Origin of the sequence: Mycobacterium sp. 94-17 (genome assembly GCF_035617725.1) — a bacterium.
Lineage (GTDB): Bacteria > Actinomycetota > Actinomycetes > Mycobacteriales > Mycobacteriaceae > Mycobacterium.
This window is the reverse complement of the sequence record NZ_JAPIYN010000023.1, coordinates 16,952-41,604: the sequence shown is the minus strand read 5'-3', so window position 1 is coordinate 41,604 and position 24,653 is coordinate 16,952. Positions and strand designations below refer to the sequence as shown.

Annotated in this window: 21 protein-coding genes and 2 pseudogenes; 16 read left to right on the top strand and 7 right to left on the bottom strand. The window is 69.9% G+C overall.

Translation table 11 applies throughout. The features are described from left to right. Positions 1-61: 61 nt before the first annotated feature. From pafA to OQ789_RS21860, 7 genes are all read left to right on the top strand, one after another. Complete coding sequence (gene pafA / locus OQ789_RS21890; protein WP_156749990.1) at positions 62-1,420, top strand: Pup--protein ligase; 1,359 nt, start codon at positions 62-64, stop codon at positions 1,418-1,420. Positions 1,421-1,507: 87 nt separating this feature from the next. Then, a complete protein-coding gene (locus OQ789_RS21885; RefSeq protein WP_324688265.1) occupies positions 1,508-2,548 on the top strand; it encodes a YafY family protein in 1,041 nt (346 codons plus the stop codon). Between the two features lie 46 nt (positions 2,549-2,594). Further along, positions 2,595-3,563 carry a YafY family protein gene (locus OQ789_RS21880; protein WP_324688264.1) on the top strand — a complete coding sequence of 323 codons (969 nt, stop codon included), beginning with the start codon at positions 2,595-2,597 and terminating at the stop codon, positions 3,561-3,563. A gap of 99 nt (positions 3,564-3,662) precedes the next feature. Continuing rightward, positions 3,663-3,929 carry a Sec-independent protein translocase subunit TatA gene (gene tatA / locus OQ789_RS21875; protein WP_324688263.1) on the top strand — a complete coding sequence of 89 codons (267 nt, stop codon included), beginning with the start codon at positions 3,663-3,665 and terminating at the stop codon, positions 3,927-3,929. A 44-nt stretch (positions 3,930-3,973) separates the two neighbouring features. Further along, positions 3,974-4,930 (top strand): twin-arginine translocase subunit TatC, encoded by a 957-nt coding sequence (gene tatC, locus OQ789_RS21870; protein WP_324688262.1) that lies wholly within the window; start codon positions 3,974-3,976, stop codon positions 4,928-4,930. A 19-nt stretch (positions 4,931-4,949) separates the two neighbouring features. Then, a complete protein-coding gene (locus OQ789_RS21865) occupies positions 4,950-7,721 on the top strand; it encodes an RNA helicase (RefSeq protein ID WP_324688261.1) in 2,772 nt (923 codons plus the stop codon). Positions 7,722-7,803: 82 nt separating this feature from the next. Next, complete coding sequence (locus OQ789_RS21860; protein WP_324688260.1) at positions 7,804-8,532, top strand: DUF4333 domain-containing protein; 729 nt, start codon at positions 7,804-7,806, stop codon at positions 8,530-8,532. A 3-nt stretch (positions 8,533-8,535) separates the two neighbouring features. Here the strand turns inward: OQ789_RS21860 and OQ789_RS21855 are convergent, their stop codons facing one another. After that, positions 8,536-9,456: a 5'-3' exonuclease gene (locus tag OQ789_RS21855; RefSeq protein WP_324688318.1), complete on the bottom strand. Its 921-nt coding sequence runs from the start codon at positions 9,454-9,456 to the stop codon at positions 8,536-8,538. Between the two features lie 268 nt (positions 9,457-9,724). On the opposite strand from OQ789_RS21855, the gene OQ789_RS21850 reads away from it, so the two are divergent. Both OQ789_RS21850 and OQ789_RS21845 read left to right on the top strand, forming a co-directional pair. Then, the gene (locus tag OQ789_RS21850; protein ID WP_324688259.1) at positions 9,725-10,852 is read left to right on the top strand and encodes a Xaa-Pro peptidase family protein; all 1,128 of its coding nucleotides are present in this window, start codon (positions 9,725-9,727) and stop codon (positions 10,850-10,852) included. 35 nt (positions 10,853-10,887) lie between these two features. Beyond that, a complete protein-coding gene (locus OQ789_RS21845; protein ID WP_324688258.1) occupies positions 10,888-13,158 on the top strand; it encodes an alpha/beta hydrolase-fold protein in 2,271 nt (756 codons plus the stop codon). Between the two features lie 93 nt (positions 13,159-13,251). Here the strand turns inward: OQ789_RS21845 and OQ789_RS21840 are convergent, their stop codons facing one another. After that, entirely contained in the window at positions 13,252-13,662 is a 411-nt protein-coding gene (locus tag OQ789_RS21840; RefSeq protein WP_221042664.1) for a F420-dependent biliverdin reductase, read from the bottom strand. A 35-nt stretch (positions 13,663-13,697) separates the two neighbouring features. On the opposite strand from OQ789_RS21840, the gene OQ789_RS21835 reads away from it, so the two are divergent. Genes OQ789_RS21835 through OQ789_RS21820 form a run of 4 tightly spaced genes read left to right on the top strand, consistent with a single transcriptional unit; the run spans position 13,698 to position 17,140 of the window. Further along, a complete protein-coding gene (locus OQ789_RS21835; RefSeq protein WP_324688257.1) occupies positions 13,698-14,447 on the top strand; it encodes an SDR family NAD(P)-dependent oxidoreductase in 750 nt (249 codons plus the stop codon). A 46-nt stretch (positions 14,448-14,493) separates the two neighbouring features. Then, positions 14,494-15,660: a precorrin-6y C5,15-methyltransferase (decarboxylating) subunit CbiE gene (cbiE, locus tag OQ789_RS21830; RefSeq protein WP_324688256.1), complete on the top strand. Its 1,167-nt coding sequence runs from the start codon at positions 14,494-14,496 to the stop codon at positions 15,658-15,660. Next, positions 15,657-16,412 carry a precorrin-4 C(11)-methyltransferase gene (gene cobM / locus OQ789_RS21825; protein WP_324688255.1) on the top strand — a complete coding sequence of 252 codons (756 nt, stop codon included), beginning with the start codon at positions 15,657-15,659 and terminating at the stop codon, positions 16,410-16,412. Before cbiE ends, cobM begins: the two co-directional genes overlap by 4 nt. After that, on the top strand, positions 16,412-17,140 hold the full coding sequence (locus OQ789_RS21820; protein ID WP_324688254.1) for a cobalt-precorrin-6A reductase: 729 nt from the start codon (positions 16,412-16,414) through the stop codon (positions 17,138-17,140). Before cobM ends, OQ789_RS21820 begins: the two co-directional genes overlap by 1 nt. Here OQ789_RS21820 and sigC read toward each other — a convergent pair. Together sigC and OQ789_RS21810 are read right to left on the bottom strand one after the other, a co-directional pair. Further along, entirely contained in the window at positions 17,129-17,680 is a 552-nt protein-coding gene (gene sigC / locus OQ789_RS21815; protein WP_324688317.1) for an RNA polymerase sigma factor SigC, read from the bottom strand. The genes OQ789_RS21820 and sigC overlap by 12 nt on opposite strands. 144 nt (positions 17,681-17,824) lie before the next feature. Beyond that, positions 17,825-18,487: pseudogene (locus OQ789_RS21810) on the bottom strand (DUF2275 domain-containing protein); the annotation flags it as partial. A gap of 174 nt (positions 18,488-18,661) precedes the next feature. On the opposite strand from OQ789_RS21810, the gene OQ789_RS21805 reads away from it, so the two are divergent. Further along, on the top strand, positions 18,662-20,203 hold the full coding sequence (locus OQ789_RS21805; protein WP_324688253.1) for a PPE family protein: 1,542 nt from the start codon (positions 18,662-18,664) through the stop codon (positions 20,201-20,203). Between the two features lie 97 nt (positions 20,204-20,300). Here OQ789_RS21805 and OQ789_RS21800 read toward each other — a convergent pair whose 3' ends face one another. Genes OQ789_RS21800 through cobG form a run of 3 tightly spaced genes read right to left on the bottom strand, consistent with a single transcriptional unit; the run spans position 20,301 to position 23,544 of the window. Continuing rightward, positions 20,301-21,779 (bottom strand): precorrin-2 C(20)-methyltransferase, encoded by a 1,479-nt coding sequence (locus OQ789_RS21800; RefSeq protein WP_324688252.1) that lies wholly within the window; start codon positions 21,777-21,779, stop codon positions 20,301-20,303. Next, complete coding sequence (locus OQ789_RS21795; protein WP_324688251.1) at positions 21,776-22,402, bottom strand: precorrin-8X methylmutase; 627 nt, start codon at positions 22,400-22,402, stop codon at positions 21,776-21,778. The genes OQ789_RS21800 and OQ789_RS21795 overlap by 4 nt, the downstream gene beginning before the upstream one ends. A 47-nt stretch (positions 22,403-22,449) precedes the next feature. Then, the gene (gene cobG / locus OQ789_RS21790; protein ID WP_324688250.1) at positions 22,450-23,544 is read right to left on the bottom strand and encodes a precorrin-3B synthase; all 1,095 of its coding nucleotides are present in this window, start codon (positions 23,542-23,544) and stop codon (positions 22,450-22,452) included. A gap of 109 nt (positions 23,545-23,653) precedes the next feature. Between cobG and OQ789_RS21785 the strand changes: the two are divergent. Together OQ789_RS21785 and OQ789_RS21780 are read left to right on the top strand one after the other, a co-directional pair. Next, a pseudogene (locus OQ789_RS21785) lies at positions 23,654-23,875 on the top strand (NAD(P)-binding protein); the annotation flags it as partial. A 98-nt stretch (positions 23,876-23,973) separates the two neighbouring features. Then, positions 23,974-24,651, top strand: coding sequence for an alpha/beta hydrolase (locus tag OQ789_RS21780; RefSeq protein WP_324688249.1), 678 nt, complete (start codon positions 23,974-23,976; stop codon positions 24,649-24,651). Positions 24,652-24,653: the final 2 nt, after the last annotated feature.

The following is a 24,653-nucleotide window of genomic DNA, read 5'->3' as shown; positions in this document are numbered from 1 at the left end:
GTCGGATTGATAAGCGCGGCATGCTCACCGTCCCGGTCGGACAACCAGTAGTCTCGGTTACGTGCAGAGACGAATCATGGGCATCGAGACCGAGTTCGGGGTCACCTGCACATTCCACGGCCACCGGCGGCTCAGCCCTGACGAGGTGGCCCGCTACCTGTTTCGGCGGGTCGTGTCCTGGGGCCGCAGTTCCAACGTGTTCCTGCGCAACGGCGCCCGCCTGTATCTGGACGTCGGAAGCCATCCCGAGTACGCCACCGCCGAATGCGACAGCCTGGTGCAACTCGTCACCCACGACCGCGCCGGGGAATGGGTGCTGGAAGACCTCCTGGTCGACGCCGAGCAGCGGCTCGCCGACGAGGGCATCGGCGGCGACATCTACCTGTTCAAGAACAACACCGATTCGGCGGGCAACTCCTACGGCTGCCACGAGAACTACCTGATCGTGCGCGCCGGTGAGTTCTCCCGGATCTCGGATGTGCTGCTGCCCTTCCTCGTCACCCGGCAGCTGATCTGCGGCGCCGGCAAGGTGCTGCAGACCCCCAAGGCCGCGACATTCTGCCTTTCCCAACGCGCCGAGCACATTTGGGAGGGCGTCTCGTCGGCCACCACCCGCAGCAGGCCGATCATCAACACCCGCGACGAGCCGCACGCCGACGCAGAGAAGTACCGGCGCCTGCACGTGATCGTCGGCGACTCCAACATGTGCGAGACCACCACCATGCTCAAGGTGGGCACCGCGGCGCTGGTGCTGGAGATGATCGAGGCCGGCGTCCCGTTCCGGGACTTCTCGCTGGACAACCCCATCCGCGCCATCCGCGAGGTAAGCCACGACACCACCGGGCGCCGTCCCGTGCGGCTGGCGGGCGGGCGCCAGGCCAGCGCCCTGGACATCCAGCGCGAGTACTACAGCCGCGCCGTCGAGCACCTGCAGACGCGGGAGCCCAACGCGCAGATCGAGCAGATCGTCGACCTGTGGGGCCGCCAGCTCGACGCGGTCGAGAGCCAGGACTTCGCCAAGGTCGACACCGAGATCGACTGGGTGATCAAACGCAAGCTCTTCCAGCGCTACCAGGACCGTTACAACATGGAGTTGTCCGACCCGAAGATCGCCCAGCTGGACCTGGCCTACCACGACATCAAGCGCGGGCGCGGCGTCTTCGACCTGCTGCAGCGCAAGGGGCTGGCCGCGCGCGTCACCACCGACGAGGACATCGCGGAGGCGGTCGACAACCCGCCGCAGACCACCCGGGCGCGGCTGCGCGGCGAGTTCATCAGCGCCGCCCAGGCGGCCGGACGTGACTTCACTGTCGACTGGGTGCACCTCAAGCTCAACGACCAGGCCCAGCGCACCGTGTTGTGCAAAGACCCCTTCCGGGCGGTCGACGAGCGGGTCAAGCGGCTGATCGCGAGCATGTAGCCGCGTCCCCGGCGGCACCGCGTCGCTAGCGCGACGCGGGCGGCCGGTGCAAGCGCCGGACCACGAACATCGAATAATCTGTCACCAATGGTGACGTCAAAAGTCGAGCGGCTGGTAAATCTGGTCATAGCCCTGCTGTCCACTCGCGGCTACATCTCGGCGGAAAAGATCAGGTCGAGCGTGGCGGGTTACCCGGACAGCGCCAGCGCCGAGGCGTTTTCGCGCATGTTCGAGCGGGACAAGAACGAACTGCGCGACCTCGGCATCCCGCTCGAGGTCGGCCGCGCCTCGGCCTGGGACCCCGTCGAGGGCTACCGGATCAACCGCGACGCCTACTCGCTCGCGCCCGTCGACCTCACTCCCGACGAGGCGGCCGCGGTAGCCGTCGCGACGCAGCTGTGGGAGTCGCCCGAACTCATCACCGCGACCCAGGGCGCGCTCCTCAAACTGCGCGCGGCCGGGGTGGAGGTCGACCCGGACGCGCCGGTCGCCATCGCGTCGCCGGCCGGGGTTCCGGGTCTGCGGGGGTCGGAGGACGTCCTCGGAATCCTGTTGTCCGCCATCGACTCCCGGCAGGCCGTCCAGTTCCCGCATCGACCCTCGCGAGCCGAACCGTACGCCACCCGCACCGTCGAGCCCTGGGGCGTGGTCACCGAGAAGGGCCGCTGGTACCTGGTGGGCCACGACCGTGACCGCGACGCCACCCGGACCTTCCGGCTCTCCCGCATCGGTCCGGACGTCACGCCGATCGGGCCGCCGGGCGCCGTCGCCGCGCCGAAAGACGTCGACCTGCGCAAGATCGCGGCCCAGACGGTCACCGACGCCGCGGCGACGCCGACCGGCGGACAGACCCGAGTGTGGGTGGCCGACGGGCGGGCCACGGCGCTGCGGCGCGCCGGCAGGCCGGTCGAGGCGCGCCAACTCGGCGGTCGCGACGGTGAGGTGATCGAACTCGACATCAGGTCCGCCGACCAGCTGGCACGCGAGATCGCCGGCTACGGAGCCGACGCCCTGGTGCTCGAACCACAGTCGCTGCGCGAAGACGTGCTCGCCCGGCTGCGCGCGCACGCGGGTGTGGACACCGTCGCCGCCGGGCAGTCGCCCGGGCGCGGGGGAACCCCCGCATGACACGCGCCAGCGACGATGCGCAGCGCAGCGATGAGGAGTGGCGCCGATGACTTCCGTGTCCACCCGCCTGATCCGGCTGCTGAACATGGTGCCGTACTTCCAGGCCAATCCCCGGGTCACCCGGTCCAAGGCCGCCGCCGACCTCGGAGTAACGGCCAAACAGCTGGAAGACGACCTCAACCAGCTGTGGATGTGCGGTTTGCCCGGCTATTCCCCGGGTGATCTGATCGACTTCCAGTTCTCCGGCGACACCATCGAGGTGACCTTCTCCGCGGGAATCGACCGCCCGCTCAGGCTCACCTCGCCCGAGGCCACCGGCCTGCTGGTGGCGTTGCGGGCGCTGGCCGACATACCCGGCGTCGTCGACCCCGAAGCCGCGCGCAGTGCCATCGCCAAGATCGAGGATGCCGCGGGGGCCGCCGGGCACGACACCTCGCCCGCGGCGTCGGCCGTCGACGAGCCCGCCCCGGTGGAGAACCGGGCCGCCGCCGCGGTGCGCGCGGCCGTCCAGTCCAGACACGCGTTGGGCATCGACTACTACTCCGCCTCACGCGACACGCTGACCAGCCGGGTGGTCGACCCCATCCGGGTGCTGCTGATCGGCGGCCACAGCTACCTGGAGGCCTGGTCACGTGAGGCGGAAGGCGTTCGGTTGTTCCGTTTCGACCGGATCGTGGACGCCCACGAGCTCGACGAGCCCGCCGCGCCACCCGAGCCGGCGCTGCACGCGCCGCCGGACACGTCGCTGTTCGACGGCGATCCGTCCCTGCCGTCGGCCACGCTGCGGGTGGCACCTGCGGCCTCCTGGATGTTCGAGTACTACCCGATGCGCGACGTACGCGAATTGGCGGACGGATCCTGCGAGGCGGTCATGACTTTCGCCTCCGAGGACTGGATGACCCGGCTGGTGCTGGGCTTCGGGCCCGACGTGCAGGTGCTGGGGCCCGCGTCCCTGGCGCAGCGGGTGCGGGACAGCGCAGCGGCCGCCGTGGCGTCCTACGAAGCCCTGAGCTGACAAAAGCCCAGGCGACATGGTCCACCGCGGCGCGGCGCGGGCCCGCCGCCACCGGGCGCTACTGCGGTAGCATCGGGTGAACGTCTGGAGGTAATCAAAGTGGGCAGTCTCAGTCCGTGGCACTGGGCGATCCTTGCGGTCGTGGTGATCTTGCTGTTCGGTGCCAAAAAGCTCCCCGATGCGGCGCGCTCGCTGGGTAAGTCGATGCGCATCTTCAAGTCCGAGCTCCGCGAAATGCAGACGGAGAACAAGGCCGAAACGTCGTCCTTGGAAACCAACACCGCCAGCCCGACTCCCGTCCAGTCGGAGCGGGCCGACGCGCCGGCGCCCAGCGATCAGGGGCACAGCGAAGCACGTCCGGCGTAGTAACCATCATCGTCGCGCTGCCCGAGCGCCCCTGACCGAGCATCGTGAAAGTCTTCAAGGTTTCAGCGCGCACTTCAGGCCTGCTGAGGCGCCTCAACCCGCGTAACCGGCGCAGCCGAACCAACCCGGATGCGACCATGTCGCTGGTCGACCATCTGACCGAACTGCGCACCCGGCTGCTGATTTCGCTGGCCGCGATCCTGCTGACCACGATCTTCGGGTTCGTCTGGTACTCGCATTCGATCTTCGGGCTGGAAAGCCTGGGTGAGTGGTTACGTCATCCCTACTGCTCGCTGCCGCAGTCGGCGCGCGCGCAGATCAGCGCGGGCGGCCAATGCCGGTTGCTGGCCACCGCGCCGTTCGACCAGTTCATGTTGCGGCTCAAGGTGGGATTGACGGCCGGGGTGGTGCTGGCGTGCCCGGTCTGGTTCTACCAGCTGTGGGCATTCATCACGCCCGGGCTTTACCAGAAGGAACGCCGCTTCGCGGTCGCGTTCGTGGTTCCCGCCGTGGTGCTGTTCGTCGTCGGCGCGGTACTGGCTTACTTCGTCCTCGCCAAGGCGCTGGGCTTCCTGCTGACCGTCGGGAGTGACGTGCAGGTGACCGCCCTGTCCGGCGACCGGTATTTCGGCTTCCTGATCAACCTGCTGGTGGTTTTCGGCGTCAGCTTCGAATTCCCGCTGCTCATCGTCATGCTCAACACCATCGGCATGCTGCCCTACGAGCGGCTCAAGGCCTGGCGGCGCGGCCTGATCTTCGCGATGTTCGCGTTCGCGGCGGTCTTCACTCCCGGATCCGACCCGTTTTCGATGACCGCACTCGGGCTGGCGCTGACCGTCCTCTTGGAGCTCGCCATCCAGATTTGCAGGCTGCACGACCGGCGGAAGGCCAAGCGTGAAGCCCAGACCGTGATACCCGACGACGAAGCATCGGTCATCGAACCCCCCAACCCGATACCTCAGCCGTCGTTCACCGCCGGGCAACACGACGATGTCACCTGATCCGTCGCCGACTGGTGACGTGGCCGACCTGCCGGAACTCACCCGGTTCACCGCCGAACTGCCCTTCGCGCTCGATGGCTTTCAACGGCGGGCGTGCGCGGCGCTCGAACGAGGCCACGGCGTGCTGGTCTGCGCGCCGACCGGCGCCGGCAAGACGGTGGTCGGCGAATTCGCCGTGCACCTGGCGTTGGCGTCCGGCGGCAAGTGTTTCTACACCACGCCGCTGAAAGCGCTGAGCAACCAGAAGCACACCGACCTCACGGCCCGCTACGGCCGCGACCGCATCGGCCTGCTCACCGGCGACATCTCCGTCAACGCCGACGCGCCGGTGGTGGTCATGACCACCGAAGTGCTGCGCAACATGCTCTATGCGGATTCGCCTGCGCTACATGGACTTTCATATGTGGTGATGGACGAGGTGCATTTCCTCGCCGACCGGATGCGCGGCCCGGTGTGGGAGGAGGTGATTCTGCACCTGCCCGACGAGGTTCGGGTGGTCAGCCTCTCTGCGACGGTGAGCAACGCCGAGGAATTCGGCGGCTGGATCCAGACCGTGCGCGGCGATACGACGGTCGTGGTCGACGAGCACCGGCCGGTGCCGCTGTGGCAACACGTGTTGGTGAGCAAGCGTCTGCTCGATCTGTTCGATTACGACAACCAGACACCGGCCGCGGACCGTCAACCGCGCGTCAATCCCGAACTGCTGCGCCATATCGCGCACCGCCGCGAGGCGGACCGCATGAGCGACTGGCAGCCCCGCCGGCGGCAGGCGGGCAGGGGAGGCCCGGGACGGCCGTCACGTCCCCGCTTCTACCGGACACCGGCCCGCCCGGACGTGATCGCCACCCTGGATTCCGAAGGCCTGCTGCCGGCGATCACGTTCGTGTTCTCCCGGGTCGGCTGCGATGCTGCCGTCCAGCAATGCCTGCGCTCACCCCTGCAGCTGACCACGCAGGAGGAGCACGCACAGATCGCCGAGGTGATCGAGCATCGGTGCGGCGATCTCGCCGACACCGATCTGGCCGTGCTCGGCTACTACGAGTGGCGCGAGGGGCTGCTGCGGGGCCTCGCGGCCCACCATGCCGGCATGCTGCCCGTCTTCCGCCACACGGTCGAAGAGCTGTTCACCGCCGGACTGGTCAGGGCGGTGTTCGCCACGGAGACGCTGGCGCTCGGGATCAACATGCCCGCCCGCACAGTGGTTCTCGAGCGCCTGGTGAAGTTCAACGGCGAGCAGCATGTGGCGCTGACACCGGGGGAGTACACGCAGCTGACCGGGCGCGCCGGCCGGCGCGGCATCGACGTCGAGGGCCACGCGGTGGTGCTGTGGAACCCCACCGAGGAAACCACCGAGCCCTCCGCGGTGGCCGGGCTAGCCTCCACCCGCACCTTCCCGCTGCGCAGCTCGTTCGCCCCGTCGTACAACATGACGATCAACCTGGTTCAGCAGATGGGTCCCGAGCAGGCACATCGGTTGTTGGAGCAGTCATTTGCGCAATATCAGGCCGACCGCTCCGTGGTCGGGCTGGTCCGTGGCATCGAGCGGGGCACCGCGATGCTCGACGAGATCGCCGCCGAGATGGGCGGGACCAAGGCCCCGATCCTGGAATACGCCCGGATGCGGGCACGCATCACCGAGATGGAGCGCGCGCAATCCCGCGCGTCGCGGCTGCAACGACGGCAGGCCGCCAGCGACGCGCTGGCCGCGCTGCGCCGCGGCGACATCATCAACATCACCCAGGGCCGGCGCGGTGGGCTGGCCGTTGTGCTGGAGTCGGCCCGGGACAGCTCCGATCCGCGACCGCTGGTGCTCACCGAAAACCGGTGGGCGGGCCGGATTTCGTCGGCCGACTATGCGGGGACGTCCGCGCCCGTCGGGTCGATGTCACTGCCCAAGCGGGTCGAACATCGTCAGCCACGGGTACGGCGCGACCTGGCGTCGGCGCTGCGATCGGCCGCCGCGGGGCTGGCCGTACCTTCCCGGCGCCGCGGCGGCCCCGCGGATCCCGACGGCGGGTTTCACGACCCCGAGCTGGCGTCGGTGCGCGAGGCGCTGCGCCGGCACCCGTCGCACAACACGCCCGGCCTGGAGGAACAAGTCCGGCGGGCCGAGCGCTACCTGCGTATCGAGCGCGATAACGCGCAACTGGAGAAAAAGGTTGCCGCGGCGACCAGTTCGCTGGCGCGGACCTTCGATCGCATCGTCGGGTTGCTCACCGAGCGCGGCTTCATCGAGGGGCGTGACGGCGATCCTCGCGTGACCGACGACGGCCGGCTGCTGGCACGCATCTACAGCGAAAGCGACCTGTTGGTCGCCGAATGTCTGCGCACCGGCGCGTGGTCGGGGTTGAAGCCGGCCGAACTGGCCGCGGTGGTCTCGGCGGTGCTCTACGAAACCCGGGGTGGGGAGGGGCCGGGGGCAGCCTTCGCGGCCGACGCGCCGACCCAGCGAGCCCGCCAGGCGCTGCAGCAGACGTCGAGGCTGTCGATGGCGCTGCGCACCGATGAGCAAACACACCGGATCGCCCCGAGCCGTGAACCCGACGACGGCTTCGTCAACGTCATCTACCGCTGGGCCAGGACCGGGGACCTCGCCGCGGCGCTCGCGGCGGCCGACCGGTCCGGCACCGGATCACCGCTGCTGGCAGGTGATTTCGTGCGCTGGTGCCGACAGGCGCTCGACCTGCTGGACCAGGTCCGTAACGCCGCTCCGGACCCCGAATTGCGGGCCACCGCCAGGCAGGCCATCAATGACGTTCGGCGCGGCGTCGTCGCAGTTGACGCCGGGTAGGCTTGGCCGGAGCTACCGTTAAGCGCCGATAGTTCATGCCGAAACACAGTTCATGCCAAGACACAGAGGCTGAGGGAGAAAGATGAGCGGACCGCAGGGATCGGACCATCAGTGGCAGCCGCCCGGTCAAGGTGCCGATCACTCGTCAGACCCGACTCAGGCGGCGCCGACCTGGCAGGATCAGTCGAACCAGGAGACCTCGTGGCAGGCTCCGGCATACACGCCGCCCGCCGACTACCCGCAGTACCAACAGCCGGCCGAGCAGGCCTACCCGCAGCAATACCCCCAGCAGCCGGGCTACGCGCAGCCCGGGCATTACGGCCAGTATGGTCAGCCGGGCCAGTACCCGCAGCCGGGTCAGTACGGTCAGCCGGGCCAGTACCCGCAGCCCGGGCAATACCCCCAGCCCGGCCAGTACGGTCAGCCGGGCCAGTACCCGCAGCAGTACCCGTCTTACGAGCAACCGGGCACAAAGCGGCCCGTCGGGCTGATCGCCGGGGTGGGCGGTGCGATCGCGCTTCTGCTCATCGCGGTCGTGTTGGTACTTGGCTTCTGGCAGCCCGGGTTCTTCGTCACCACCAAGCTGGACGTGAATAAGGCGCAGGCCGGGGTCCAGCAGGTACTCAGCGACGAAACCAACGGCTACGGCGCGAAGAACGTCCAGAACGTCAAGTGCAATCACGGCCAGAACCCCACGGTCAAGAAGGGCGCCACGTTCGACTGCGACGTCAGCATCGATGGCGCGCCCAAGCACGTGACGGTGACGTTTCAGGACAGCAAGGGCACCTACGAGGTCGGCCGGCCGCAGTAGCCGTCAGTCCGGCAGCCCGTCGAGCGCTTTCTGCAGGCGGCCGATCGAGGAGCCGACACCCAGCTCGGTCGCCAGTTCGGCGGTGCGTTTTGGGTCGGCCGCCACCAGCGGTAGTTCGTCGCCGGGCGTCGAGAAGGTGACGGGCGCGTCGGTGGCGACCCGCACCACCGTGCCCGCCGCCTCGATGTAATCCAGCGCGGCGAGCAGTTTCGTGCGCACGCCCTTGGCCATCTTCGACTTCGGATCGTGGGCGGCGGTCAGGATCCGCTCCAGCGAGCCGTGCTGAGCCAGCAGCGTCGCGGCGGTCTTCTCACCGATTCCCGGCACGCCGGGCAAGCCGTCGGACGGATCGCCGCGTAGCAGCGCGAGTTCGGCGTAGGCGGGGCCGGCCCTGTCGACGGGCACACCATAGTGTTCGGCCACCTCGTCGGGCCCGAAGAGCGTCGCCTTGCTCAGCCCGCGGCCGAGGTAGAGCACCCGAACCGGGACGGGATCGTCGGACACCACCTGCAGCAGGTCGCGGTCACCGCTGACCACCACCACCGGATCCTTGCGTTCCCGCGCCGCCAGGGTGCCCAGCACGTCGTCGGCCTCGAATCCCGCCGCCCCGGCCGCCGGAATCCCGAACGCCTCAAGGAGTTCGGCGATCATGACGACCTGCGGCGTCAGGTCGTCGGGGACTTCCTCGATGTCGGGCTCGTTCGGTGGCTCTTCTTCGGCCACACGGTGGGCCTTGTAGGACGGGACGAGATCCACGCGGAACTGGGGCCGCCAGTCGAGGTCCAGGCAGACGGCCAGCCGGCGGGGCCGCTGCTGGCCGATCACCACGGCCATCGAGTCGATGAATCCGCGGACCGCGTTGACGGGCCGGCCGTCGGGGGCGGTGATGGAGGACGGTACCCCGAAATACGAGCGGAACCACATGCTGGCGCCGTCGAGCAGCACCAGTGGCGATCGGAAGCGCGGCGAAGCCGGGCGCGCCGGGTCGCCACTCGTCGAGGCCAGTGGCGATCGGAAGCGCGGCGAAGCCGGGCGCGCCGGGTCGCCACTCGTCGAGGCCAGTGGCGATCGCGATCGGGGTGCCGGCATGGGGACCATGGTCTCATGTCGCCGAACGTCGACTTGGTGTCGAGCACTCGCCGACACCGGTGCGACAAGTCGACGTTGGACCCGCGCGGCTAGCCTGGCTGCCATGGGGTCTGAGCGCTTCGACGCAGCAGTGTACGAACGCCGGCTGGCCGCGGCCGCGGGCGCGGCCGCCGACGCGGGATTGGCCGGACTGGTGATCACACCGGGGTATGACCTGCGCTACCTCGTTGGCTCGCGCGCGCAGACGCTGGAGCGTTTCACCGCGCTGGTGCTGCCCGCATCGGGTGATCCGACGATCGTGGTGCCGCGGCTGGAGCTGGCCTCGCTCAAGGGGTCTGCCATCGCCGAACTCGGCCTGGCGGTGCGGGATTGGGTCGACGGCGACGATCCCTATCGCGTGGCGGGGGCCGCATTGGGCGGCATCCCCGCCGCGACCGCCGTCACCGACGCGATGCCTGCGCTGCACCTGCTGCCGCTGGCCGGTGTGCTCGGTGTGTTGCCGATCCTGGCCACCGATGTGTTGCGCACGCTACGGATGGTCAAGCAGGAATGCGAAGTCGACGCGCTTCGCAAGGCCGGGGCGGCCATCGACCGGGTGCATGCGCGGGTGCCGGAATTTCTGGTCCCCGGCCGCACCGAGGCGGACGTGGCCGCCGACATCGCGGATGCCATTGTGGCCGAAGGGCATTCGGAGGTGGCATTCATCATCGTCGGGTCCGGCCCCCACGGCGCCGACCCGCATCACGGATATTCGGATCGTGAATTGCAGGTTGGCGACGTCGTCGTCGTTGATATCGGCGGCTCCTATGAGCCCGGTTACAATTCCGACTCGACGCGAACCTACAGCATTGGTGAACCGAATTCTCAAGTTGCCCAACAATATTCGGTGTTACAACGCGCCCAGCGCGCGGCTTTCGACGCGGTGCGGCCGGGAGTCTCCGCCGAGCAGGTCGACGCCGCCGCCCGTGAGGTGCTGGCCGCCGAGGGGCTCGCCGAATATTTCGTGCATCGCACCGGCCACGGGATCGGACTGTCGGTTCACGAAGAGCCTTACATCGTCGCCGGAAACGATCTCCAGCTGGCCGAGGGCATGGCCTTTTCCATCGAGCCGGGCATTTATTTTCCGGGCCGTTGGGGCGCGCGCATCGAGGACATCGTGGTGGTGACCGCGGACGGCGCACTGGCCGTCAACAACCGACCGCACGAACTGATCGTGGTACCGGTTCCTTGACCGGCGCGTCCCCGCATCCGCGTAGGTTGGGGACGGTGTCAATCCTGGATCTCCCGCTGCTTCCGATTCGCTTTGCACGCCACATCGCCGGCGCGGTCTTGCGTCCCACCCCTCCGGCACCGGCACCGCCGGCTGAACTCATCGTGGTCGACGGGATGCCCGAGGGCGTGCCGCCGGCCGCGCGGCGCCCCGAGCCAAAGCTTCCCGCGCCCGCGGGATGGCCGTTCGGCGAGGAGTTCCCGCGCACGTGCGGCGCCGGACGGGTGGCCGGCGGCGCCCTGTTCTGGACCGATTTCCTCTACGACGACCACGGCGCGACGGGCGTCCCGATCGGCGATGTGAAGATTCAGGCGCCGCCGCGCGGAACTTACGTCTACCCCGACGGGCCGGCGGCCGGCAACGGCGCCGACATCTTCCGCGTCGCCGTCGGGCTCACCGAGACCCACACGTGGTGGCGGGTCGACTGGAACACCCTGGTGGACGCCTCGGTGCCCATCGCGCTGTTCGCGTTCGACACCGACCCCGGCCGCTCGGCGGACGAAACGTGGCCCGCCGGCGCCGGGGTGCGTTCACACGGCATCGACACGGCCCTGCTGGTCTCGGGCACCGGCGCCACGCTGATCGACCTGACCACCCAGGCCGGCACGCCCGTCGAGCACAGCGTCGACATGCAGGCGCGGTCATTCGTGGCGCAGGTCCCGCGGTCGCTGGCCGAACCCACCGGGAACTGGACGGTCCGCCTGGTCGCGGGATTGGCCAACGCGGCGGGGGACGGATTCGCCGACGTGCCCGCGCTGCACGGCGCGCTGCCCGGACAACCCAACGTCTACAACGTGGCATTTCGCACCAACGAGCAGGAGCCTCCGCATCTGAACTTCTGGTCGGACGCCGCCCAGGCCGCCGCCCTGACACACGGCGACGTCTCCGAGTTCGCGCTGGCGGTGCCGTGGGCTCGGCTGGCGGCTCGTGAGACCGCTCCCGAGCCGGTGGTCACCGGGCCGTCCACGCGGTGGTACGTGTCGTCGATCGAACTCGGGCAGGGCCTGGAACAAGGTTGGGCCGCCGATGACATTTTGAGCACCAAGCCGCAATTCCTCGGTCGGGTGCAGCCGTATTCGGTCTGCCTGCCGTCGAGCTACGCGCCGGGTCGTAGGCTGCCGCTGACCCTGCTGCTGCACTCGCTGTCACTGGGGCAGAGCCAATTCGCCGCGATCGACCCGCGACTGCTGCACGAGGTGTGCGAAGGCCGCGACTCGGTGGTGGTCACGCCGTTGGCCCGGGGACCGTCCACCTGGTACTTCGATACCGGTGAACTCGACGTCTGGGAAGTCTGGGCGCGCGTCGCCGAACAACTGGGCACCGACCCCAATCGCACTGTGATCTCGGGCTATTCGATGGGCGGCTATGCGACATACAAGCTGGGGCTGAGTTACCCGCAGGTGTTCTCGCAGGCGGTGGTGCTGGCGGGGCCGCCGACGTGCGGCGTGCGGCTGCTGCCCCACGTCGACATTCCCGCCGACCTCAACCTGGACTCGCCCTGTGCCCGCGAGGGTGACACGTGGAAGCTGTTGGTGAACGCCCGATGGCTGCCGTATGTCATCGCCCATGGGCTGCTCGACGAGCTGGTGCCGTTCGCCTCGGCCGCCGAGCAGGTGCTGGAGCTGGACCGCCTGGGCTACCGCCACCGGTTCAGCGTTTATCCGCTCGAGGATCACATCGCCTGGATATTTCAGGACAAGTTCGAGGATCCGATCTCGCACATGGGAACCGCTGTGCGCCAAGCGGATCCGGGGCACATCACGTTCGCCTGGTATCCGCAGCTGGTACGCGCGGATCTCGGTATCGGGCCGCACCAGGTGTGGTGGTTGTCGGAGCTGGCCGCCGATCCGGCGATGACCGCGCGGCGCGGGGCCGTCGCGGAAGTCGACGCGCGCTCGTACGCGCGGCCGGATCCCACGCACACCGTTTCGCACCATCGGGGCGTCATTCCAGACTTCGAGCCGACGCCCGGGCTATACAGCGAGCTGGACTGGCAGGTGGGACGGCCCGTTGGCCCGCTGCCGTATCTGACATTGCGGCTCAACGGGGTTGCCAGTCTGAGGGTCGATATCGCGCGTGCCGGGCTGGCCTCGTTGCCGAGGTCGACCATCACGGTGGCCACCGATGTCGCCGCCCGGATCACGTTCGGTGGTCTGCCTGCCGCGGTTGACGTGCGGCTCGACGGGGAGCCGACGGGGCCGACGGTCGCGGTGTCGCCCGGGCGGCACCGCATCACGTTGACGGCGGGTGCGGCTGTTGATGAATGAGTTGCCGTGTCAGATGCTCACGCTGAGCGTGACGCCGTTGGGTGAATAGCGGCTACGGGCGGACCGGGCGAAAATTCCGGCCGCGGCCAACAGCTACTCGCCCCGGTCCAGAAGGTCCGACGATCCCAGCACCCGCTCGATCTGAACCTCGATGACCACGCGGCGCGGGTTGGGCCGGGGCGTGCGGTAGCGCTGGGCGTAGCGCAGTTCGGCGTCGCGCACCGCGTCGGCGTCGTTGTTGACCTTGGACCGGCCCTCCAGCGACAGCCACCGCGCGCCGTCGACCTGGCTGAGTACGGCCAGTCCGCCGCGATCGGCGTTGACCGCCTTCTGCGAACCCCCGGTGGTGATGACCCGCGCGATATGCGTCTTGGGGTCGAAGGTGAAACCGACGGCCACCACGTGCGGCGAATTGTCGGCCCGCAGCGTGGTCAGCATGGCCAGATGCCGCTCCGACAGGAACGCCAACGCGTCGTCGGTGAGCCGGGTAGTGGTATTCGCCATCACCGCCCACGCTAGCGCAGGTGATAATCGCAGCCGTGGACGACACGGGCGCAGGTCCAATACTGATCCTGGGCGGTCGCAGCGAGATCGGGATCGAGCTGGCGCGGCTGCTGGCGCCGGGCGCGACGGTCGTGCTCGCCGCCCGCCGAGCCGACCAACTCGCTGACCAGGTCGACGCGCTCAAAGCCGCCGGCGCCGCGGCGGTCGACACCAGAGAGTTCGACGCCGACGACCTCGCCTCGCACGGCCCGCTGATCGCCTCCGTCGTCGGCGATCACGGCCCCATCGGCACCGCGGTGCTGGCGTTCGGAATCCTGGGCGATCAGGCTCGCGCCGAAACCGACGCCGCGCACGCGGTCGCCATCGTGCACACCGACTACCTCGCCCAGGTCAGCCTGCTCACCCACCTGGCCGCCGCCATGCGCGAAGCGGACAGCGGACGACTGGTGGTGTTCTCCTCGATCGCGGGCGCTCGCGTCCGTCGCGCCAACTACGTCTACGGTTCGGCCAAGGCCGGCCTGGACGGCTTCGCCGGCGGCCTGGCCGATGCGCTGCACGGCACCGGTGTCCGGTTGCTGATCGCGCGCCCCGGATTCGTCATCGGGCGGATGACCGAAGGCATGACGCCCGCACCGCTGCCCACCACGCCCGCGCAGGTGGCCGCCGCGACCGCGCGTGCGCTGGCGAAAGGCCGTCGCACGGTGTGGATCCCGTGGGCGCTGGGGCCCGCGGCCGCGGTCATGCGCCTGCTGCCGCAGTTCGTCTGGCGCAGGATGCCGCGATGATCGGCCACGGAGCCGCGGCGAAACGATGCGACGAGGGGCGGCGCCGATGATCGTCGTGGTCGGCATCGGCGCCGACGGCATGCCCGGACTCGGCGATGCCGCGCGCGCCGAACTCCAAAGGGCCACAATCATTTACGGTTCCAAACGGCAACTCAACCTGCTCGACGACACGGTGCGCGCGCCCCGGCGGCAGTGGCCGTCACCCATGTTGCCCGCGCTGCAGACGTTGCTCGACGAGCACACCGGCGACGTGCACGTGGTGGCCAGCGGCGATCCGCTGCTGCATGGCATCGGCGGCACCCTGATCCGCCTGCACGGTGGCGACGACATCAGGGTGCTGCCGCACGTGTCGTCGGTGACGCTGGCCTGCGCGCGGATGGGCTGGAACGTCCACGACACCGAGGTGATCAGCCTGGTCACCGCGCAACCACACACCGCGGTGCGGCGCGGCGGCCGGGCGATCGTGCTGTCGCAAAGCAAGGCGACACCGCACGAGCTCGCCGCGCTGCTGGCCGCCCACGGTCGCGGCGATTCCGAGTTCACCGTTCTCGAACGGCTCGGCGCGCCGGACGAGCACCGTCGCGACGGCACCGCACGCGGTTGGGTCCAGGATGGAGACGTCGACGACCTCAACGTGATCGCCGTGCGCTACCTGCCCGACGAACGGGTGTCGCCGCTGCCCGACGACGCGTTCACCCACGACGGGCAGATCACCAAACAGGGCATCCGCGCGGTGACGCTGGCGGCCCTGGCGCCGCGGCCGGGCGAGCGCTTGTGGGACGTCGGCGCCGGCTCGGGCAGCATCAGCGTCGAGTGGTGCCTGAGTGGGAAAGGTTGCACCGCAGTGGTATTCGAACGCGACGACGGCCGACGGCGCAACCTGCGGGCCAACACCTGCGCATTCGGGGTCGACATCGACGTGCGCGGCGACGCCCCCGAGGCGTTCGACGGTGCCGAGCCGCCGTCGGCGATCTTCATCGGCGGTGGACTGACCCGTCCGGGCCTGCTGGACGCCTGTTGGGACAACCTGCCGCCCGGCGGACGACTCGTCGTCAACGTGGTCACCGCCGAGTCGGAAGCCGTTCTGGCGCAGGCGTATCAACGCCTGGGCGGCCAGCTGCGACGCTTCCAGCACTATCAGGGCGAGGCGCTGGGCGCCTTCACCGGCTGGCGCCCGCAGTACCCGGTGACACAGTGGGCGGTGACGAAATGACCGTGTACTTCATCGGGGCAGGCCCGGGCGCGGCGGACCTCATCACCGTGCGCGGCCAGCGGCTCCTGCAGGAATGCCGGGTGTGCCTGTTCGCCGGATCGATCATGCCCGACGACCTGCTGGCCTTATGCCCGCCGGACGCGAAAGTCGTTGACACCGGACCGCTGACGCTGGAGCAGATCGTCACCGAGCTCGCCGACGCGCACGCCGCCGGCCTGGACGTGGCGCGGCTGCATTCCGGTGACCCGTCGCTCTACAGTGCGCTGGCCGAGCAGTGTCGGCGGCTCGACACCCTGGGCATCGACTACGAAATCGTGCCCGGCGTACCGGCATTCGCCGCCGCGGCGGCCGCGCTGAAGCGTGAGCTCACCGTTCCGGGCGTGGCGCAGACGGTGATGCTGACCCGGGTGGCGACCCTGTCCACGGCGATGCCGCCCGGTGAGGACCTGAAGTCCCTGGCCCGATCCGGCGCGACGCTGGTGCTGCATCTGGCCGCCGCGCAGATCGACGCCATCGTCCCGCAACTTCTCGAAGGCGGCTACCGGCGCGAAACACCGGCCGCCGTGGTGGCTTTCGCGAGCTGGCCGCAGGAGGTGGTGCTGCGCGGCACGCTCGCCGACATCGCCGGGCACCTGCACCGCGCCAACATCACCAAGACCGCCGTCATCGTCGTCGGCGACGCTTTGACGGCCGGGGGATTCACCGACAGCTACCTGTACTCGGCCGGGCGCGCCCGGGGGAGCGGGCATTGATGCGCGTGCTGCTGCTCGGCGGCACCGGCGAGGCCCGCGCCTTGGCGCAAGCCCTGCACCCGCGCTTCGACATCATCAGCTCCCTGGCTGGGCGTGTTCCGGATCCGGCCCTGCCGGTCGGCCGCGTGCGCATCGGCGGCTTCGGCGGCGTCGACGGGTTGCGACGCTGGCTGCGCGACGAGCGCATCGACGCCGTCGTCGACGCCACCCACCCGTTCGCGGCAACCATGACCGCGCACGCCGCCGCCGCGTGCGCCGCACTGCGGATACCCCATCTGGTCGTGGCGCGACCCGCCTGGGATCCCGGCACCGCCATTGTCGTCGAGTCGGACACCGGGGCTGCCGAGACCGTTGCCCGGCAAGGGTATACGCGGGTGTTTCTCACCACCGGGCGCTCGGGTGTGCGGGCCTTCGCCGACAGCGACGCGTGGTTTCTTATCCGGGCTGTCACCGGCCCTGACGCCGCCACACTGCCGCGTCGTCACCGGGTGCTGCTCTCCCGCGGACCGTATCGCTACGACGACGAGGTGGCCCTGATGCGCGCCCATCGCATCGACGCCCTGGTCACCAAGAACAGCGGCGGGGACATGACTCGGGCGAAGTTGGATGCGGCGGCGGCGCTGGGCGTTTCGGTGGTGATGGTGGCCCGGCCACCGCTGCCCGCCGGGGTGGTGACCGTCGGCGCCGTGCGCGAGGCCGCCGAATGGGTTGGCGCGCTAGCCGGTTAGGTGGCCGCGCTCGCCGTCGGCCAGCAGCGCGTCACGGGCGCGGGCGACGCGAGAGCGGATAGTGCCCACCGGGCAGCCGCAGACCGCGGCCGCGTCGGCGTAAGGCAGGCCGAGCAGCTGGGTGAGCAGCAGCGCTTCGCGCTGCTCGGCGTTGAGGCCGGCGATCATCGTCGTCACCTCGACCAACTCCTCGAATCCGCGGGCGTGACGATTGCCGCGCACCACGTGTTCGGGATCGGCGCCCAGCGCGGCGCGGGGCCGCGACTGCAGGTGGCGAATGTGGTCGGCCACGACGCGGCGGGCGATCGAGAGCAGCCAGGTCCGCGCGCTCGAACGCGCGGAGAATCGCTCGATGGCGCCGATGGCGCGCAGGAAAGTCTCTTGAGTCAGGTCGTCGGCGGTGCCCGTATCGGATAGGTAGGCGACGAAACGCCACACGTCTTGCTGGGTGGCTTTGATGAACGACTCGAGGGCCCGCGGGTTTCCGCGTGCGGCTGACAAGGCGAGCTCGGTTACGGCCTCGTCGTCGCTCGGCGCCATGCCCAACCACCTTTGTTGTGCGGGTTGTGCGATTCTACGACGGCTCGTCGTAGAGGATGCGGTGGGGTCGACGGCCGCGTGGTTGATGGGCCGCAGGTGCCCGCGCCACCGGCCACCCGGTGAGTCCGGCGCCCACCCGGGCATGTCGGCGTCGTCGCCGGAATCGGAGCCGCGCCGCCGGTGCGGGCCCATGCGTTCCCGCGCCACCAGCAACGCGAACGCGAGGCCAAGCAGCAGGGGCATGTGGCTGGCGATGCGGGTGGCGGTGACTTGGCCGTCGAAGGCGTCGACGATCACATAGCCCAGCAGCGCAAGGGAATAGACACCGGTGATCGCGGCCACCCCCGACGCGGAGGCGGGCCACACGCCGGCGGCGATCATGGCCAGACCCAACGCCAGCAACCACGCCGTCGACTCGTGCATCAGGTGCTCGCCGGACATCGCGCCGTGCATGTGGTCGGACACCATGCCGAAATTGATGCCGCTGATCTGGGCGGCGGCGATCGCCACCTGGAAAAGGCCGACCGCGATCAGGCCCCACCGCCGGTAGTGGGTGCGCAACCAGCGCATCCGGGCTTGGTGCCCGGTGGGTTGTTCGCCGATGCTGGCCATGATTTTTTCGACCAGGTCCGGCCCGTCGCCAGGGGTCACCGAGGCCAGCCGGCGCGTCTGCACCGCCGCACCGATCAGCCAGGAGCGGCAGCTGCGGCAGGATTCGAGATGGGCGTCGACCTGCTGCGCGAGCACCTGGGGACGCTCGCCGTCCAACCGAGCCGACAGCGCTTCGCGCGCAATCTCACACCGCATCACTGCATCGTTGCGCATGGCCCGGCCGCGCGCAAAGACACGTGCGATTTCGCACCGGCACGAATCGGGGGAACTAAACGGCGCCGGCAACCGACCTCTGGTCGTATGCATCGCCAGCCCATCCAGATGATTCACCGAAGAGGTATTCGTGTTCCAGCCTGAAGGCCCCCGACGATGACCGCCCCGATCTGGATCGCCTTTCCCCCCGAAGTGCATTCGACGTTGCTCAGCAGCGGCCCGGGACCCGGGCCGCTGCTCGCCGCCGCGGCGACATGGTCTTCGATGGGCGCCCAATACGCCGAGGCGGCGGAGGAGCTCAGCGCACTCCTGACCGCCACGCAGGGTGGGGCGTGGGAGGGGCCGAGCGCCGAGCAGTACGTGGCGGCGCACGCCCCCTATCTGAGCTGGCTGCTGCAGAGCTCGACCAAGAGCACGGCCGCCGCGACGCTGCATGAGACGGCGGCGGGCGCGTACACGGCGGCGCTGGCGGCGATGCCGACGATGCCCGAGCTCGTCGCCAATCACGTGACACACGCGGCGCTGGTCGCGACGAACTTCTTCGGAATCAACACCATCCCGATCGCGGTCAACGAGGCCGACTACGTGCGCATGTGGGTGCAGGCCGCCACGACGATGACGACCTATCAGGCCGTCAGCGCATCCGCCCTGGCGGCGGTCCCGGCGACGACGCCCGCGCCGCAGATAGTCACTCCGGGCGGCGAGGTCAAGGCGGCGGCAACCGATACCGTGTCCCAGGCTTCTTCCAGCACCTCGTGGCAGGACCAGCTGGCGGCCCAACTCTCGGACTTCACCCAAAGCGTCCTCTGGCCGCTCGGGAAGGAGATATATCCCGACGGCTGGCCCATTCCCGCGGTGCCCTTTGCCAATGGGGTGGCGTCTTTATTCATGCAGATTCCCGGCATGAGCCCCGCGCTGGCCACCGCGTTGGGTTGGTTCATCTTCCACTCGCTGATGATCGTCTGGCCCCTGGTGCAGGCGGCCCAGCTGGGAGTGATGGTCGCTCCATTCATGTTCGCAGCTGTGTCCGCCGCCGCCGGCGCAGGCGTGGCCGCGGCTGTCGCCGGTGCTGCGGGTGCCGCCGCCGCTGCGACGCCGGTAAGCGTGCCGTTGGCCACTGCACCGCCGACGCCGATGGGTACCACACCGGCCCCGGCGCCGACCATGGCCGCCGGTACCCCGGCACACGCGAGCAGCGCGACGGTGTCCGGTCCGGCGCCAAGTGTGGCCACGGCTACCGGTGGCGGACCGGTCGGTGGCGGCCCGGGCGTCGGCTTCGGTCCGGGCACCACGGATGGCGTCGGCGCCGGCATGACCGACATCCAGTACGCGGTCGGCCTGGCGGGATTGTTGTCACGCAGCAGTGCCAGCAGTCGCGCGCGCCGGAAGTCTGAGGAGCCGGCACTCGACGACGCCGAGGAACCGGCCGCCACCGCGGCCGCGGCCGCTGAGCGGATGCGCAGACGTCGACGTCGCGGGGCGGAAGCCAACGATCACGCCTACCGCTACGAGTACATGGACCTCGGCCCCGACGAATCCTCTCTGGCATCCGATGCGGGTGCGGGGCCGCTCGGATTCGCCGGTGCCGCAGCCAAATCCGATGCCGTGCAAGCCGCCGGGTTGGCGACGCTGACCCGTGACGGGTTGAGCGATGGGCCGCGCGTGCCGATGATGCCGAGCACCTGGGACCGCGACTGAGCCCTACGACGACGCAGCGCGCGCAGCGGGGTGGGGAGGATTAGGGCAATCGGGACAGCCCTACGACGATGCAGCGCGCGCAGCGGGGAGGAGGTTTTCACGCCCGGTAGTGCCGCGGCGTGAAAACCCGGTCGGTCGAATCCTGTGTGTACCACTGGGTTTGCGACGATCCGACGATCAGCAGGCAGCGCATGTCGATCTCGCCGGGATCGAGATCGGTCAGCCTGACCACGCGGACGTCCTCGCCGGGGCCGGACACGTCGCGCCCGATCACCACTGGAGTGCCGGGCTCACGGTGGGTCAGCAAGATGTCGCGCATCGCACCCACCTGCCAGGTTCGCGTCTTGGAAGCCGGGTTGTAGATCGCCAGTACCAGGTCGGCGGCCGCGGCGGCCTGCAGTCGCGCCGAGATCACGTCCCACGGCTTGAGGCGATCGGACAGCGAGATCACCGCGTAGTCGTGCCCCAGCGGGGCGCCGACCCGGCTGGCCACCGCCTGGGCGGCGGTCATCGCGGGGAGCACCCGGACCCGCACACCCGGCCATTGCTTGGCCTCTTCCAGCACCGCGGTCGCCATCGCGAACACGCCCGGATCGCCGGAGGACACCACCGCCACGGCGCGGCCCTGCTCGGCCAGGGCGCATGCCAGACGGGCCCGTTCGGGCTCGTCGCGGTTGCCGCTGGGGTGCCGCTGCTGGCCGTCGCGGGCCGGCACGCGGTTCAGATAATTGCCGTAGCCGATCAGGTCGCTCGCCGCGGCCAGCTCCCGGCGGGTCTGCGGCGTCATCCAGTCCATGTCACCCGGGCCCAGGCCCACCACGGTGACGGTGCCGGCGCCGGGCGCGCGCCGACGACGCTGGCCCCCCGGCAGGATGGCCAGCGAGAAGTACGGAACGCCGGCCTCATCGACATCAGCGGCGGGCAGGATGCGTTGGGTTGCGGTGCTGGCCCGCTCCACATAGAACGCGTCGTTGAGTCGTTGCGATGCCGAAAGCGCTTCCCGCACAGCGTGATACGAACGCCCGAGTTTGAGCACAACGGCGGCGTCGGCGTCGGCCAGCCGACGGGTGAGCTCTTCGACCGGCAAGGTGCCCGGCAGCACCGACAGCACCTCGTCGCCGGCAACCAGCGGGGTCGCGACGGCCGCCGAGGCCGCGCTCACCGACGTCACGCCGGGCACGATGACGGCGTCGAACCGTTCGGTCAGCCGGGTGTGCAGGTGCATGTAGGAGCTGTAGAACAGCGGATCACCCTCGGCCAGCAGGGCCACGTTGCGCCCGGCGGCGAGGTGCGCCGCGATGCGCTCGGTGGCCTCGGCGTAGAAGTCCTCCATCGCGCCCGCGTAGCCGCCGGGGTGATCGGTCGTCTCGGTGGTCACCGGGTACACCAGGTGTTCCTCGATCTGGCCGGCCCGCAGGTAAGGCTCGGCGATGCCGCGCGCGATGCTGCGGCCGTGCCGGGCGCTGTGATAGGCGACCACGTCGGCCTCGGCGATCACCCGGGCAGCCTTGACGGTGACCAATTCCGGGTCACCGGGGCCCAACCCGACGCCCCAGAGCGTTCCCCGGGCGGTCATTCGCGGTCGCTCGCGATCGCGTTGACCGCTGCGGCGGCCATCGCGCTGCCGCCACGACGGCCACGCACCACCAGATACGACGTGCCGCGGGGCTTGTCGATGAGCTCCTGCTTGGACTGTGCCGACCCGACGAAACCCACCGGCCCGCCCAGCACCCCGGCCGGCGGGGCGACCCCGTCGTCGATCAGCTCGAGCAGCCGGAACAGCGCGGTCGGAGCGTTGCCGATGGCCAGCACCGCGCCGGGCAGCCGGTCGGCCCACAGCTCGACGGCGGCCGCCGAGCGCGTGGTCTGCCGGCGCGCGGCCAGGTCGGCGGCGCGCGGATCGGCCACCAGGGACACCACCTGGTTGCCGGCCGGCAGTCGCGCCGCGGTGATCCCGGCGGCCACCATCGACGAGTCGCACAGCACGGGAGCGCCGCCGCGCAGGGCCGCGCCGACCCGTTCGACGACATCGTCGGTGAACGCGACGTGCTCGGCGACGTCGACCTGGCCGCAGGTGTGGATCAGGCGGACCACCACCCGTGCCACGTCGGCGGGGAATCGCGCCAGATCGGCTTCGGCGCGAATCGTCGCGAACGACTGGCGATAGATCTCCGCCGCGTCGCGAATGTAGTCGAGCACCCGCCCACTCTAAGGCTCACCCACGTGGCGACCCGGCCGGACTGGGGCTACAGCCGCCGGTATCCGTCCGGCGTAGCCACCAGCACCTCACCGGCCGGTGGGCTGCCGCACGCGCGGTCGCAGCCGACGAAATGGCGGTGCACGACCGACTCGGCGTCCAGCGACCGCGCGGCCTCGGCCCGCACGTCGGCGGCCGAGCGCGCGCAGCCGGGGCTGCCGGTGCAGGCGCTGACGCTCAGCCAGGGTGAGTTCTCGTCGAACACCAGACCCAGGGGCGCCAGCACCCGCAGCGCGGTGTCGGCTACCTCCGCACTGAGGTCGCACACCAGCACCGAACGCCACGGCGTGATCACCAGCGGCGCCTCGATTGCGGCCAGGAACTCCGCGACGCGTGCCGGCAGTACGCCCAGCGGCGCCGCAGCGCCCAGCGTCACCCGCCCGTCGTGTTGGGGTATCCAGCCCACCGGCGCTTTGGTGGCGGCCGGAACGGGGGCGGCGCTCGTGTCCGCGCCCGGCAGCAGCTGCGCAATGTCGTCCAATTCCTGGACGCGCCAAGCTGTTTCACGGATATCGACGAACCGCATGGCGATAGTGACCAGCATCTCGACCACCTCGACGGCCGCCATCCGGACACCGGTGTCGCGTCCGGCAAGCAACAGCGCACACCCGTCCGGGAACGCGTGGACGCCGACGTCGGCGCGCAGCCCCGACACGTCGGCGCGCCCGTCGTCCAGGCTGAACCAGAAGCGGCCGCCCAGCTCGGCGAGCCTGGGCTCGGCGCAGATCGCTGCGTCCAACTCGCCGACCCATCGCCGCACGTCGACGTTGCCGCCCGAGCGTCCCGACAGCGGCGACGCCACGATATTGCGGACCCGCTCATGCGTCGCCGACGGCAACAGGCCCGCGGCCGCCAGCGCGTCGGCCGCCGCGGTCACGTCGGTCAACCCGCGCAACTGCACGTTGCCGCGGGCGGTCAGCTCTAGCGTTCCCGAACCCCACCGGCTGCTCACGGACGCCAACGCGCCCAGTCGGTCCGCGGTGAGCATGCCGCCGGGCAGCCGAATCCGGGCCAGGGCGCCGTCGGCGGCCTGGTGCACCTGCAGCGCACCCGGACATGCGTCGGACTCACGGGTTCGGCCCATCACTTCACGGTACGGCGCCGCGCACGGATGTGAATTTCTCGACTCTGACGCCGGCACGGGGCCGGTGACGGTGCCGTCTGCTCAGTTCAGCGGGAGATCGGTGGTCGTGATGACCCAAAAACGCTCACTCAACATCGCGATTCTCGGCGCCGGGATGTCGGGCATCTGCATGGCGGCCAAGCTGCAGGACGCCGGCATCGACACATTCACCATCTTCGAGAAAGCCGGCGACGTCGGAGGCACCTGGCGCGACAACACCTATCTCGGGCTCACCTGCGACGTCCCGTCGCGCTACTACTCCTACTCGTTCCGGCCGAACCCGCATTGGTCGCACTGGCTGCCACAGCCTTTCGCCGAATGTGGGTGCGGGGCCGGTTTCCGGCGAATTCTTCGCGCATGGATCGCCCGTCGCCTGGGCACACCCCAGCGATGGAGACGGTGGAGTACGCCCCGGGCCGCTCGGCCGACGTGTTCGGCGCACCGACGCAACCCACGATCCTGCTGTGGCACGGCATGCAGACCGACGCGCGCGCTGTCGTCCGGCCCCTCGCGGGCATGCTCGCGTGCCACGGCGCGGCGGTCGTGGCGCCGGATTGGAACTCCCATTCCCGCGACGGTGGGCGTGCGGATCTGCTGGGATCGCTCGAGTTCGCCCGGGATTTCGCCGACGACGCCGACCGGATGGTGCTCGTCGGCTGGTCCATGGGGGGCTGCGCCGCGGCCGGCGTGACGCTGCGCGCGCCGCGGTTCGGCTTCACCCCCGCACACACGGTGTGCCTCGCCGGAGCGTTCATGGTCCCCGATCCGTTCTCCGGCACACCGCTGGCCGACGGACTGGATTCGGCCCGCGTCGGCGCGCCGTTCACCCTGCTGCACGGTCTCGCCGACGACGTCGTGCCGGTCGCCGCCAGCGGGGATTTCGCCGCACGCCTGGAACGTGCCGGCTGGCCGGTGGAGCTCGTCGAGCTGGCGGCCGATCACGGGACGATCGCCGGGGCCGACTACGACGCCCTCGCGGATCGCTACGAACCGGCGAGGGACGGCCCGGCGCTCGAGGTGGCTGCTGAGGTCGCCGCTCGTATCGCGGCGACCCTACGGTACGAATGATG

Bases quoted from the DNA above. Each gene is read 5' to 3' on its own strand.
- sigC (WP_324688317.1), bottom strand. From the start codon at position 17,680: ATGGCGCCGAGCGACGACGAGGCCGTAACCGAGCTCGCCTTGTCAGCC.
- cobG (WP_324688250.1), bottom strand. From the start codon at position 23,544: ATGGGCCGAACCCGTGAGTCCGACGCATGTCCGGGTGCGCTGCAGGTG.
- OQ789_RS21780 (WP_324688249.1), top strand. From the start codon at position 23,974: ATGGAGACGGTGGAGTACGCCCCGGGCCGCTCGGCCGACGTGTTCGGC.
- OQ789_RS21855 (WP_324688318.1), bottom strand. From the start codon at position 9,456: ATGTGGTTCCGCTCGTATTTCGGGGTACCGTCCTCCATCACCGCCCCC.
- cbiE (WP_324688256.1), top strand. From the start codon at position 14,494: ATGATCGTCGTGGTCGGCATCGGCGCCGACGGCATGCCCGGACTCGGC.
- OQ789_RS21880 (WP_324688264.1), top strand. From the start codon at position 2,595: ATGACTTCCGTGTCCACCCGCCTGATCCGGCTGCTGAACATGGTGCCG.
- OQ789_RS21885 (WP_324688265.1), top strand. From the start codon at position 1,508: ATGGTGACGTCAAAAGTCGAGCGGCTGGTAAATCTGGTCATAGCCCTG.
- OQ789_RS21840 (WP_221042664.1), bottom strand. From the start codon at position 13,662: ATGGCGAATACCACTACCCGGCTCACCGACGACGCGTTGGCGTTCCTG.
- OQ789_RS21850 (WP_324688259.1), top strand. From the start codon at position 9,725: ATGGGGTCTGAGCGCTTCGACGCAGCAGTGTACGAACGCCGGCTGGCC.
- OQ789_RS21820 (WP_324688254.1), top strand. From the start codon at position 16,412: ATGCGCGTGCTGCTGCTCGGCGGCACCGGCGAGGCCCGCGCCTTGGCG.
- OQ789_RS21805 (WP_324688253.1), top strand. From the start codon at position 18,662: ATGACCGCCCCGATCTGGATCGCCTTTCCCCCCGAAGTGCATTCGACG.
- OQ789_RS21800 (WP_324688252.1), bottom strand. From the start codon at position 21,779: ATGACCGCCCGGGGAACGCTCTGGGGCGTCGGGTTGGGCCCCGGTGAC.
- cobM (WP_324688255.1), top strand. From the start codon at position 15,657: ATGACCGTGTACTTCATCGGGGCAGGCCCGGGCGCGGCGGACCTCATC.
- OQ789_RS21860 (WP_324688260.1), top strand. From the start codon at position 7,804: ATGAGCGGACCGCAGGGATCGGACCATCAGTGGCAGCCGCCCGGTCAA.